The 11,476-nt window shown below is 41.7% G+C and carries 14 protein-coding genes; 5 read left to right on the forward strand and 9 right to left on the reverse strand.

Annotated elements, in window-relative coordinates; all coding sequences use genetic code 11:
* Nucleotides 1–3 precede the first annotated feature (3 nt).
* Genes ABWK04_04665 through ABWK04_04680 form a run of 4 tightly spaced genes read right to left on the reverse strand, consistent with a single transcriptional unit; the run spans nt 4 to nt 2,657 of the window.
* Complete coding sequence (locus ABWK04_04665; protein MEZ0361179.1) at nt 4–207, reverse strand: DUF542 domain-containing protein; 204 nt, start codon at nt 205–207, stop codon at nt 4–6.
* A gap of 13 nt (nt 208–220) precedes the next feature.
* Nucleotides 221–520, reverse strand: a complete 300-nt coding sequence (locus ABWK04_04670) for a cupin domain-containing protein (GenBank protein ID MEZ0361180.1) — start codon at nt 518–520, stop codon at nt 221–223.
* A gap of 3 nt (nt 521–523) precedes the next feature.
* A complete protein-coding gene (locus ABWK04_04675; protein ID MEZ0361181.1) occupies nt 524–895 on the reverse strand; it encodes a hypothetical protein in 372 nt (123 codons plus the stop codon).
* 52 nt (nt 896–947) lie between these two features.
* Nucleotides 948–2,657: a proline--tRNA ligase gene (locus ABWK04_04680; protein ID MEZ0361182.1), complete on the reverse strand. Its 1,710-nt coding sequence runs from the start codon at nt 2,655–2,657 to the stop codon at nt 948–950.
* Nucleotides 2,658–2,749: 92 nt separating this feature from the next.
* Between ABWK04_04680 and ABWK04_04685 the strand changes: the two genes are divergently transcribed.
* Nucleotides 2,750–2,941 (forward strand): DUF2892 domain-containing protein, encoded by a 192-nt coding sequence (locus ABWK04_04685; GenBank protein MEZ0361183.1) that lies wholly within the window; start codon nt 2,750–2,752, stop codon nt 2,939–2,941.
* 25 nt (nt 2,942–2,966) lie between these two features.
* Nucleotides 2,967–3,743: a ribonuclease HIII gene (locus tag ABWK04_04690; protein MEZ0361184.1), complete on the forward strand. Its 777-nt coding sequence runs from the start codon at nt 2,967–2,969 to the stop codon at nt 3,741–3,743.
* On the opposite strand, the gene ABWK04_04695 is transcribed toward ABWK04_04690, so the two are convergent.
* Genes ABWK04_04695 through ABWK04_04715 form a run of 5 tightly spaced genes read right to left on the reverse strand, consistent with a single transcriptional unit; the run spans nt 3,709 to nt 7,812 of the window.
* Complete coding sequence (locus ABWK04_04695; GenBank protein MEZ0361185.1) at nt 3,709–4,536, reverse strand: metal ABC transporter permease; 828 nt, start codon at nt 4,534–4,536, stop codon at nt 3,709–3,711. The genes ABWK04_04690 and ABWK04_04695 overlap by 35 nt on opposite strands.
* Before the next feature lies 1 nt (nt 4,537).
* Nucleotides 4,538–5,209 carry a metal ABC transporter ATP-binding protein gene (locus ABWK04_04700; GenBank protein MEZ0361186.1) on the reverse strand — a complete coding sequence of 224 codons (672 nt, stop codon included), beginning with the start codon at nt 5,207–5,209 and terminating at the stop codon, nt 4,538–4,540.
* The gene (locus ABWK04_04705; GenBank protein ID MEZ0361187.1) at nt 5,206–6,036 is read right to left on the reverse strand and encodes a metal ABC transporter substrate-binding protein; all 831 of its coding nucleotides are present in this window, start codon (nt 6,034–6,036) and stop codon (nt 5,206–5,208) included. Before ABWK04_04705 ends, ABWK04_04700 begins: the two co-directional genes overlap by 4 nt.
* A 20-nt stretch (nt 6,037–6,056) precedes the next feature.
* Entirely contained in the window at nt 6,057–6,791 is a 735-nt protein-coding gene (locus tag ABWK04_04710; GenBank protein ID MEZ0361188.1) for an ABC transporter permease, read from the reverse strand.
* Nucleotides 6,792–6,819: 28 nt separating this feature from the next.
* On the reverse strand, nt 6,820–7,812 hold the full coding sequence (locus ABWK04_04715; protein MEZ0361189.1) for an ATP-binding cassette domain-containing protein: 993 nt from the start codon (nt 7,810–7,812) through the stop codon (nt 6,820–6,822).
* Between the two features lie 38 nt (nt 7,813–7,850).
* On the opposite strand from ABWK04_04715, the gene pheT reads away from it, so the two are divergent.
* From pheT to ABWK04_04730, 3 genes are all read left to right on the forward strand, one after another.
* A complete protein-coding gene (pheT, locus tag ABWK04_04720; protein ID MEZ0361190.1) occupies nt 7,851–10,166 on the forward strand; it encodes a phenylalanine--tRNA ligase subunit beta in 2,316 nt (771 codons plus the stop codon).
* 193 nt (nt 10,167–10,359) lie between these two features.
* Nucleotides 10,360–10,935, forward strand: coding sequence for a 5-formyltetrahydrofolate cyclo-ligase (locus tag ABWK04_04725; GenBank protein MEZ0361191.1), 576 nt, complete (start codon nt 10,360–10,362; stop codon nt 10,933–10,935).
* The coding region (locus ABWK04_04730) for an Rnase Y domain-containing protein (protein MEZ0361192.1) at nt 10,925–11,476 on the forward strand (552 nt) is incomplete at its 3' end. The genes ABWK04_04725 and ABWK04_04730, both read left to right, overlap by 11 nt.

Genomic DNA, 11,476 nt, shown 5'->3' on the forward strand with positions numbered 1-11,476 from the left:
AAATTATAAACCTTTCTCCTCTCTGCTCTCCAGCACCTTTTTTGCTTCAGATAGAAATTCGTTGAGGTCTAAACTGTATTCTTTAGCGACTTCTTGAAGGGTTCTGTGTCCCCCACAACAATAGTCTATGTAATATCTGTCAAAGAGAGACTGTAGCTCAGGATAGGTTCTTAAAAGCTCGTTTAAAGTGATATTTTTGTCCAGCATGCCATACCTCCTTTTAAGGTGCAGGGGCTATGGTAGCTATAACCACCATATCCATATCGGCTTTCATGCCGTGAGTTTCCAAAGGCTCACAAGCGACCAGATCACCTTCCTCCACCTGTATCCATTCTTCGCCTTTGAGAAATTTGCCACTACCCTTTGCACAGTAAAGGAGAACCCTTGAGGGGCTTGTGTGAGGAGGTATTTCACTTTCTGATGGCATATAAAAGATTACTATCCTTACTTCTTTGGAATCGTATGCGAGTCTGTGTCTGAACTGCGCTTGATCTGAAACCTTCAAAAGATTCGTCTTCATCTTTTACCTCCAATTCATGCTTTTTAAGATGTTAAAGAGATACATGACAACGGATAAAAAGAGCAGTAAAGACCCAAGGTTTTTGAAAAATAAGCTATTTGTTAAAAAGCCGTAAACCTGAGTTAAAAGCCCTACATTTAGAAGGGTAGTGTGTAGGTATCCGAGCTTAAAGCTGTATATTTTACCTCTGCTCAGCATGGGGACTACGTGGTAAGTAACGCCTATTATCATTTGAGTAACAAATCCTATCAGCTGGATGTGTGCATGAACAATAGAGGGAAGCGTTTGTCTAATACTGAGTATCAGCCCTAAGGAACTTCCTAAGAGAAGGTAAAGAAAGCTCAAAAGTAAGTTCATTCGTGTAAGCGGATTCATGCTTATGTATTGTAAGTGTTTTTTTTTAATATGTAAATGATTACTATCATAATTACGCTTTGTCCCTCTCCACCAGATCCCTGACCGTTTTTATAGCCTCCTCTATGGGAATATCTATCCTCTCTCCAGTATGACGCTTTTGAAGCTCCACCTTACCATCCTTTATCTTTTTACCTATAACTATTCTGTAAGGAAAACCGCAAAGATCAGCATCGGCGAATTTAAAACCTGCGCTTTGTTCCCTATCGTCGTATATAACATCCAGATTATATTCCTGAGCTAAGTAATAAAGCTTTTCAGCAATTTGTTTCTGCTCTTGGTCAGCCGTGTTAAGACATATAATATCAAGCTCAAAGGGAGCTACCATCGTAGGCCACTTTATACCAAACTGGTCACTGTACTGTTCCACTATGGCTGACATACATCTTGATATACCTATGCCGTAACACCCCATAAATATGGGCTTGTCTTCCCCTTGCTGGTCTTTATAGTAAGCTTTCATCGGCTGAGAGTATCTTGTACCAAGCAAGAATATGTGTCCAAGCTCAAGCCCTTTACTCACTTTCAGCGGAGCATGACACTTAGGACACGGATCGCCTTCTATAACCTGTGCCACGTCAAAAAACTCTCCATAAGAGAAATCCCTTCCCGGGTTTGCGTTTACGCAGTGATAGTCAGGTTCGTTAAAGGCTACCGTCATATTTTTTATACCAAAAAGGGAATTATCCCATATTACCCTAACACCTTCCGGTAAATTGAGAGGACCTATAAAACCTCTCTCCGTTTTGAGATGCTGGTAAGTTTCCTCATCGTTGGCAAGTCTAAAGTTCTCAGTTCCCAAAATAGCTTCAAGCTTACTTTCATCTACCTCCCTATCACCTCTTATGAGGACTAAGACGGGCTTGCCTTCAACTGTATAAAGTACCGCTTTGAGTATCTTCTTAGGAGGTACACCTAAAAACTGTGAAAGCTCTTCTATGGTTCTTATACCGGGTGTATGAACACGCTTTAAAGGTCTTTCCTCTTCTATCTCCTCCTCACCCTTAGGGAGTTTTACTATCTCCGCGTTTGCTGAGTATCCACAGCTTTCGCAGTAAGCAACTCTCGCTTCACCGTATTCAGTGAGTATTACAAACTCGTGAGAACTGATCCCTCCTATGCTACCAACGCTCGCTTCTACCATAAGCGTATTGAGTTTGAGCTTTTTAAATATCCTTTCGTATGCGAACTTCATAGTTTCGTAAGAGAGCATAGCTGAAAATTCATCCGTATCAAAAGAGTATGCATCCTTCATTATAAACTCCCTTCCCCTTATGAGTCCGAATCTGGGTCTCTTTTCGTCTCTGAACTTTACCTGTATCTGGTAAAGTATGAAAGGTAATTGTCTGTAAGAATTCACAAAGGTTCTTACGAGATCCGTGACTTCCTCTTCATGAGTAGGACCAAGACAGTAATCCCTTCCATGCCTGTCCCTAAGTGTAAATAGCTCCCTACCGTAAAGATCCCATCTTCCCGTCTCTTTCCATAATTCCGAAGGATTAAGCACCGTTAGTAGTATCTCTTGCGCACCGCTTCTGTCCATCTCCTTTCTTACTATGTTTTCTATCTTTTTTATCACTTTGTATCCTGGTGGTGTGATGGCGTATATACCTGATGCCACCTGCTTTATAAAACCCCCCTTAATTAGATACCTGTGGGATGGCGCTTCAGCATCCGCGGGATCTTCCTTTGATGTATGCCAAAAGTATTTGCTCCAACGCATGAATGCCTCTTATTATATCATAAACTTTTTTTGTTTGGTTATATATTATAATGATATAAGCATGTCCTTATTTAGGAGGAGAAGCCATGACTATGGATAGGGCTTTGAGACTCACATCAGGTGTATTTCTTTTGATCGTTTTTCTTTTTGGCATAAGAGGTTCGGATGTTCATTGGTTTTGGAAGTTATTTCTACTGTTTATGTCTCTAAATCAGATACAGTCAGCTTTTACAAACTGGTGTCCTATAATGAGCCTATACAGGAGGTTAGGGATTAGGGACTGATCAAGTGATAAAATATTAAACTGTTTTGAATATAAGCTTGAGACTTCCAGAAGAGTATTACGAAGAGATATTTGAAATCTTAAGGAGTTTGGGTTTTTATCAGAGGGAGGTAAAAAACGCTTTATGGTCTGTATGTAAGGAAGGTACGTGCGCAACGCTTTATCCTTCAGGTTCTCTGCTTTTGCAAGGTGAAAAGTCTCAACATATCAGAGATCTTGTACTTTCCTTCATAAAAATACCGAAAAATGTGCAGATAGGTTGTGATGAATCGGGTAAGGGAGACGTATTTGGTCCACTCGTGGTGTGCTGTGCTGTTATATCCCCATCTTCATACAAAGAAGTGCTTTTAGCGACTCCGAAGGATTGTAAACTTTTGAAGGATGATGAGCTTTTAAAGAGGGTACAGAAACTGTCTTTGCTTGTAGAAGCGAGATGTGTCATTTACGAACCGGAGCTTTTGAATGCTCTTTACGAAGAGGTTAAGAACTACAGCAGGATAATGGATAGAGCTTACGGTACGCTTATAGAAGAACTGCGTAAAAACTATGACGCTAAAATACATATAGATGCTTATTCATCACATAATCCCTTTGGAAGGGATGTAGTATTTGAGCGCAAGGGTGAGAGGGAAGTTGCAACTTCAGTAGCGAGCATGTTTGCGAGGGCTAAGTTCCTCCTCTGGTTAGAGGAACATAACCTTCCAAAAGGTTCGGGTAGTAAGGCTATGTATATGGCAAAGGAACTACTCAAAAAGGATCCTCAAAAGGCTAAAAAGCTCGTAAAGATCTTTTTTTTAGATTGAGAAACACCTTCCAGATGGTAAATATTAAAAATATAAACACCATAGATAGTACCACAGAACCACTTGGTGGTATATCTAATCGCAGTGAAAGTAAAATTCCAAAAACTGTGGCAATAAAAGATACGCTCACAGATACCATCATGGTGGAAAAAAAAGAAGTGCAGATGAGTAGCGCAGACATAGGAGGTATCGCTATGAAAGATGAGGCAAGGATCAGTCCAACAGCCTTTATTGCAAAAACTATGTTTATGGATGCTACACTTACAAGCATATAGTTTAATACACGTACCTTTACACCTCTTAAGGTGGCTATTTCTTCGTTAAAACTTATTAGTAAGAGCTTTCTGTAATTGATAAAAATAAACAAAAAAGTGAATATTGATGTGGCTACCGCGCTAAAAAGTTCGGTATCCGAGACGGTGAGTATGCTCCCAAAGAGATAAGAGTATACGTTAGTTCCGAGATTTTGGGTGATGCCCAAGATGACAACAGCCAAGGCTACTCCTACAGAAAAAAATAAGGATATCACTGTATCCGCGGGGAGTCCCTTGCTTTCTATGAGGTACTGGAGGATAATTCCGGAAAGCAGTGTATAAAACACTGTAAAAAGTGTCGGGTCAGCATTAAAGAGTATAGCTAAGGCTATACCACCAAAGGCTGCGTGAGAAAGCCCAGCTCCTATGAGGGATAACCTCTTCATAAGCAGAAAAACACCGATAAGTGCTGTAGAAGCGCTAATTAATAAACCGCTTAAGAGTCCCTTCCATATAAAGGTGTAATCTAAAAGAGTCATGTCAGTGGAGTCTGTAAAGTTCTTTTAGCATACTCTCAAGATCCTGAGCCTTTACAAGTCTACATTCGTGCATACCCAAGCATAGGATCCTGCTTGAGTTCCTTACGATAAATCCTACGTCGTGAGAAACCACTATAACCGTTCTCCTTTGGCTTATTTCCCTGAGTATGCTTTCTATATGCTCTTGAGCATGTATATCAAGACCAGTGAGTGGCTCATCAAGTATCAAAAGATCGGGATTTGTTGTAAGGGCAAGAGCGAGAAGTACCTTTTGCTGTTGCCCACCAGATAGATGAGTGAAAGGCTTTCTCAGTATGTCCTCAAGGTGAAGGTAAGCTATGATCCATCCTACCTTTTCCTTAGGAGCTATAGCTCTGAAAAGCTCACCTACTGTTCCGGTAAAAGCTCTCTCCACATAAAATCTCTGAGGCACATACCCTATCTTCTCCCAATTTTTGAAACTTTTTATGTCTCTTCCGAAGATCTCCACGCTACCCTCAAGAGGTTTTAAAAAACCAAGCATGATCCTAAGAAGGGTGGTTTTACCAGAGCCGTTTGGACCGAGTATACCGAAAAACTCCCCTTCAAATACGGAAAAGTTTAAGTTTTCAATTAAAGGCTCTTCCTTTCTATAGCGAAAGGTGAGGTTTCGCACAGTTAATACTTCCCTCATCTGCATTGCAATCCCTCTTTCAGAACTTTGAGATTTTCTTCCATAATGGTAAAGTAGTTATCGGAATATCGTCTTGGAAAAAGTGATGAGTTGAGCAAAAGCACTTTGGCACCTGTCTGACTTGCTATAAAGTCTGCCACTTTTTTGTCTTGACCAAGTTCCGCAAATATGTACTTTATCCCTTCCCTCTTTACTGTCTGTATTATCATCATTATTTCCGAGGGTCTTGGTTCTTCCTCCGCATGCACACCTGTGAGACTAACGGTTCTCAGATTATAATCCTTAGCTAAGTAATCCCACGCTCTGTGCGTGCTTACTATAGTTCTGTATTTGCAGTTTTTCAAGGTGTTTGCAAAGGCTCTTTCAAGCTTTACAAGTTTTTGCATATATTCTTCGTACCTTTTTTGGTAGTATGCTTTACTTTGAGGATCATATCTCAAGAGGGCTTCCTTCACGTTTTTTATGAGGATGGCATACTCTCTTGGAGAGAGCCAAATGTGTGGGTCCGGGAACTTTCCGTACTTTACAAAGCTTATACCATCTTTTAATAAAACCACTCTTCCCTTAGGAAGATCCCGAAGGATGTTTTCTTCCCAACCTTCCACACCTAAGGTAAAAACAAGGTCGGCTTCGATTAGCCTTTGGGCATCTTTCGGTGTCAGCTCGTAGTGGTGAGGATCTGCCTGCGTTTTTATCAATACATCTACATTCTGTCTTCCCTTAGCTATGTAATATAGAGGGTAATATACGGGATAAGTGGTAGCTATAAGCTTATGGGAAAAGGAGAAGCTAAGCGCAACTAATAAGGTTAGAACCACTCTAAGCATAGGTGCTAATTTTACCACACTTACTCTATAATGCGCCTGAAGCTCAGTGAAGATATAACAAACATCACGACATCAAAAAGAAAGATCACAGCCATATCAATACCAAGGTGTGAGATATTACCTGTGATGAGAAGCCCTCGCACGGCGTCAACTACGTAAGTGAGTGGATTGATTATGGATATCTCTTTCACAATAGGGGGCATAAGCTCAACTGGGTATAAAGCGCTGCTGGCGAAGAACAGAGGCATTATGATCGCCTGTCCTATTCCCATAAATCTCTCCCTCGTTTTCATAAAGGAAGCTACGAGTATGGACACAGATGCAAAACCACCTGACGAGAGAAATATAACTGTGATCGCCAATAGAAAGTAGAAGGGATTAGATACAAACCTGACACCTATAATGTAAGCTATCGGTACGATGATGAAGACTTGAAATAGTGATCTCACACCTGATGCCATAGCTCTGCCTATAACTATGGAGTGCCTTGATGCGGGTGTGACGAGAAGTCTTTTGAGTATTCCCATATCCCTTTCCCAAACCATCATAAGCCCATAAAAAATGCTTACAAAAGTAGTTGATTGTACAAGAATACCCGGAGTTATAAAGTCGGTGTAAGGTACTCCTTCGGTGGGTATTGCCCTTACACTGCTCATGACAGGTCCGTATATGATAAGCCAGAGCAAAGGCTGAACCGCTCTAAAGTATATCTCAGTTCTGTCATGTTTGAGTCTCCTAAGCTCTAACTCAATCATAATGAGGATATTTTTAAGAGTATTCATCTTATGTCCTAATGAACATCTGTCTTGTACGCCTCACATCGCTTATTCTTTCCGCACTCTCAAACTTGGTTCCCGCATACTTCAAGAATACATCCTCAAGTGTTGGTTTAGAAACGGAGACCCTTTTCACACTTATCCCTGTATCTCTGAAAAACTCCATGATAGCAGGCAAAGATCCTTCCGCATCGTCAACGAGAATTCTCAGCTCATTCTCTTGCATATAAACCTCTTTAACCGCCTGTACCTTCTTTAGAGGATCCAAATTTGTGTAAGAATTTGCTAAATGAAGGATTATCATCTCACCACCAAGTGAGCGTTTTAGCTCCTCGCAGGTTCCACTGACAACTATACAGCCGTTGTTTATTATGGCTACACGATCGGCATACATATCCGCCTCATCCATATAGTGTGTGTTGAAAAATATAGTCACACCAAACTCATTTTTAAATTGGTTGAGTTTTTCCCACACCCTCTTCCTCGCGGCAGGATCAAGCCCAATAGTAGGTTCGTCCAAAAACATGACCTTGGGTTGTATAAGCATGGCACAGGCTATCTCAAGTCTCCTTATCATACCACCCGAAAAGGTGTTTACCAGCTCGTCCTTGACCTCTTTAAGATCCATATCTTCCAAAACCCTATCTATGACCTTACTCCTTTTCTCTTTTGGAAGACCGAAAAGTTTTGCATATATTAGGAGATTCTCGTAGGCTGTTATGTCCGTCCATACGCTCATCTCCTGAGGCACGTAGCTTATGAGTCTCCTTACTTGAGCGCTTTGGCGCTCTACATGATAGCCCAGTATGTATGCTTCCCCTGATGTGGGCTTTATTTGAGTTGTGAGTATACGCATGAGGGTAGTCTTACCAGCACCGTTCGGACCGAGCAAAGCAAAAGCTTGCCCTTCTTCAACCTTAAAGCTTATACCGTTAAGGGCATGCACTTTTGCGTCATAAACTTTAAAAAGATCCTTTACCTCAACAGCGTAAAGGGACATTACACAAAATTATAGCTTCACTTTGATATAATGGTTGTATGAAAGTCCCTTACAGCTGGCTATCAGAATTCACAGACGTACATGACATATCTCCAGAAGATGTAGCCAGAGAACTAACTTTGAGGAGCGTTGAGACAAGCTTAATTAAGCTTGATACGGATATGGATGGGGTGGTTTTTGGAAAGGTGGTTGATATAAAGCCTCATCCTTCAAGACAAAACTTATTGATCTGTGCTATAGATGTAGGTAGCGGATACTGTCCTAAGGTAGTTACAGCTGATAGATCCCTCAAAGTGGGGGATGGTGTGATTTTGGCGCTTCCTAACGCAAGAGTAGGCAATATGTGTATAAGCAAAAGAGAGTTTGACGGAATTGTTTCTGAAGGTATGCTACTTTCGGCTGGAGAACTGGGACTTGAAGCTTATTCAGAAGGCGTGCTGAAGATCTGGGAGGATTTAAGTCCAGGTATTTCAGCTTACGATCTTTTAGGCTTTGGCGAATATCTGCTGGAGATTGAAGTAACTCCCAACAGAGGTGATATGCTAAGTGTGAGAGGATTGGCAAGGGATATATGCGCAATTTTTGGAAGGGAGTTTAAAGAGGGAGAGAGAGTTGGCTTTGAGGACACAAACGACATAAACATAGAGATACTTGATGAGGATTGCAAAAGATACAGAGGCGCACTCATAGAGGGAATCACAGTAAGGGAGTCACCTCTGTGGATAAGGAAGAGATTATGGCAATGCGGAGTAAGGAGCATAAATAACGTTGTAGATATTACCAATTATGTGATGTTACGTGATGGTCAACCTCTTCACGCTTTTGACGCAGACACACTAAAAGGCGGTATAAAAGTAAGAAGTGCGAAGCCAGGTGAAAGGATCCTTACACTTATGAATTCTGAGAGGGAACTCACCCAGGAGAATTTAGTTATAGCTGATGAAGAAAAACCTATCGCTATTGCTGGAGTGATAGGTAGTGCAAATACGGCTGTCAGCTGGAATACAAAGAGAATACTCCTTGAGTCCGCTTACTTTGAGCCTTACAGGATAAGAAGGTCTTCTAAGGTGTTGAGCATACAGACGGATAGCTCTTACAGATTTGAAAGGAGTGTGGATATAGAAGGGGTCAAGAAGTATCATGACTTAGCTATAAAACTCATACTTGATACCGCAGGTGGAGTATTAACCGCTGTGAGGGATGTGTATCCCGTACCTTACAGACCTAAGAGCATCTTCTTGAGCATAGAAAAGTATAAAAGATACGCCGGTGAATATATGGACAAAAAGGAAGCCTCACAAATACTCACAAGACTTGGCATACCAAATACAGCACTCAGATGCGGAATTGAAGTACACATACCATCCCACAGGAGTTTTGACATACAAAGGGACGTGGATATAATAGAAGAAGTTCTTAGGATAAGAGGATACGATCGTATACCTTCGCAGGTGCTTACCCTTCCCTCCATACCTTTTCGCTGTAAAAAAAGCTTAGATGAGGTAAGGTCTCTTCTAAAAAGCAGGGGTCTTTTTGAGATCATCTCTTTCTCCTTTGAAGATACAGATATGTACGAGCTTTTGGGCATAGAAAAACCCAGTGTAGAGATAACAAACCCCCTTGTTAAAAGCCAAGCTTACATGAGGACATCTCTTTTGCCGTCGCTCATAAAGGTGTGCCTTTACAACCAGAGACAACACAATCATCACATGGCACTCTTTGAAGTAGGAAAGGTTTACACACGTGAAGGAGAGGAGGAGATGCTGGGTATACTTCTCATGGGAGCGCGAAGGCTTTATCCCAAAGAAGAGTATACAGCTTACGATTTACTTAGCTTGCTTCTTGATGTTGGAAGGCTCTTTGGAGTAACTTTCCAAAGTGATGTAGTTTCTTACGATTTCTTACATCCTCATGTGCGGATTGGACTGAGGTTAGAGCAAGAAAAGGTGGGCTTTGCAGGACAACTAAGTCCCAAACTTGCGGAAAGTTTGGAGTTGAAAGGGAAAGTGTTCATAGGGGAACTGAGACTATCCGTTATCAAAGAGGGCGTTAGACAATACAGACCCTTTTCTAAGTTCCCACCCATCATAAGAGACCTTTCCCTGATCGTGGACAAAGACCTGCAGGTGGATAAATTAATATCACATATACGGAACTTACTTAAGGAGAAGTTAGAAGAAGTGAAAGTGTTCAGTGTTTATACAGGCTCAGATGTTGGGGAAGGCAAGAAGAGTGTAAGTTTTAGGTTGGTATTTAGAAGTTTTGAAGGTACCATGTCCGATGGGGAAGCTAACAGTTTGGTGAATACGTTGGTGAGTTCCCTTGAGGAAAACTTTGGTGCGCGGCTTAGATAGAGCCTACCCTGTTGGTGGTAGAGAGGTTTAAATTGGGGTCCACAAGGTGAGCCAATAGGGAGCTCGGTCTCCGGAACTGTCTGCAAGGCGTTCCGGGAGAGCACCCACCTCAAGAGCAGGGGGCCCACCGATACCTCCTCGCCACCGCACGGGTGGGTTTCTTGCCTTCCCCTCCTGAGAAAGGAGGCGGAAGATGAAGGTTTTGAAGAAAGGTGAGTTAAGAAAGGAATTTTTAAATAGAAGAGAGGCAATGGGAGAGGAGGAGGTAGTACTCTACTCGGAGAAAATAAGGGCAGGGCTGAAGAACCTATCAGACTTTAAAAACGCCAAAAGGATACTTCTTTACTGTCCTATAAAAAAAGAGCCTGATCTTACATCTCTTATATGGGAATCCGTATCACTCAAGAAAGAAGTGTTGCTTCCAAAAGTGGCACACGATAGGTTAAGGCTTTACAGAATACAAACCCCTCAGCAACTCAAACCGGGTTCTTTCTGCATACCCGAGCCGGATGGAGGCGATGAAGTAGATCCTCAACAAGTGGAGCTTGCCGTTGTGCCGGGAATAGTCTTTGACACGAGGGGTTACAGAATAGGCTTCGGAAAGGGTTTTTATGACAAGTTGCTAAAGGGGGTAAAGGGAGTAAAGGTGGGAGTAGCTTATAGCTTTCAGGTGCTTGAAGAAATACCCATTGACGAATGGGATCAGCCTGTAGATGTGTTGGTCACCGAATTATACATCTTAAAAGGAGGTAAGAAGTATGAGTACTGAAGCGATATTAGTGATAATTATAGCTTCCTTAGTCTCACTTTTTATTGGTTTTGCCATATCAAAGTTTTTCAGGAAAGAAGTAGGCTCAGCTTTATCTCAGGTGGATATAGAAAGGGTAAAGCTTGAAGCTCAGCAGATGATGCAAAGAGCTCAACTTGAGGCAGAAAAGATAAGGCAGGATGCGAAGGATGAAACCGAAAGACTCATAAGTGTAGCCAAAGAGGAGGTGGAAAGGTACAGAAAACTTGCCATAGAGGAAGCACAAAGCATACTTACCAGAGCGAGGGAAGAGGCGTCAAAGATCAAAGAGGATATAGAAAAGAGGAAAAGGGAAACGGAAGAGTATATAGCGGAAAAGAGGATGGAGATCCAAAAAACTGAACAGAACCTCATACAGAGGGAACACCAGATTGAAAGGAGACTTGAAGTTTTGGAAAGGAGAGAGGAAGAACTATACAAAAGGGAAAAGGATATAAGGGAGATGGAGAAGCAAGTGGAAAAGTTACAGAAGGAAATGGAAGAAAAGTTGCAAAACCTCGCA

The sequence above is a fragment of the Hydrogenobacter sp. genome (assembly GCA_041287335.1).
Taxonomy (GTDB): Bacteria; Aquificota; Aquificia; order Aquificales; family Aquificaceae; genus Hydrogenobacter.

What these genes read in the sequence shown, in the direction of transcription:
- ABWK04_04665 (MEZ0361179.1), bottom strand. Translation starts at nt 207, where the DNA reads ATGCTGGACAAAAATATCACTTTAAACGAGCTTTTAAGAACCTATCCT.
- ABWK04_04670 (MEZ0361180.1), bottom strand. Translation starts at nt 520, where the DNA reads ATGAAGACGAATCTTTTGAAGGTTTCAGATCAAGCGCAGTTCAGACAC.
- ABWK04_04675 (MEZ0361181.1), bottom strand. Translation starts at nt 895, where the DNA reads ATGAATCCGCTTACACGAATGAACTTACTTTTGAGCTTTCTTTACCTT.
- ABWK04_04680 (MEZ0361182.1), bottom strand. Translation starts at nt 2,657, where the DNA reads ATGCGTTGGAGCAAATACTTTTGGCATACATCAAAGGAAGATCCCGCG.
- ABWK04_04685 (MEZ0361183.1), top strand. Translation starts at nt 2,750, where the DNA reads ATGGATAGGGCTTTGAGACTCACATCAGGTGTATTTCTTTTGATCGTT.
- ABWK04_04695 (MEZ0361185.1), bottom strand. Translation starts at nt 4,536, where the DNA reads ATGACTCTTTTAGATTACACCTTTATATGGAAGGGACTCTTAAGCGGT.
- ABWK04_04700 (MEZ0361186.1), bottom strand. Translation starts at nt 5,209, where the DNA reads ATGAGGGAAGTATTAACTGTGCGAAACCTCACCTTTCGCTATAGAAAG.
- ABWK04_04705 (MEZ0361187.1), bottom strand. Translation starts at nt 6,036, where the DNA reads ATGCTTAGAGTGGTTCTAACCTTATTAGTTGCGCTTAGCTTCTCCTTT.
- ABWK04_04710 (MEZ0361188.1), bottom strand. Translation starts at nt 6,791, where the DNA reads ATGATTGAGTTAGAGCTTAGGAGACTCAAACATGACAGAACTGAGATA.
- ABWK04_04715 (MEZ0361189.1), bottom strand. Translation starts at nt 7,812, where the DNA reads ATGTCCCTTTACGCTGTTGAGGTAAAGGATCTTTTTAAAGTTTATGAC.
- pheT (MEZ0361190.1), top strand. Translation starts at nt 7,851, where the DNA reads ATGAAAGTCCCTTACAGCTGGCTATCAGAATTCACAGACGTACATGAC.
- ABWK04_04725 (MEZ0361191.1), top strand. Translation starts at nt 10,360, where the DNA reads ATGAAGGTTTTGAAGAAAGGTGAGTTAAGAAAGGAATTTTTAAATAGA.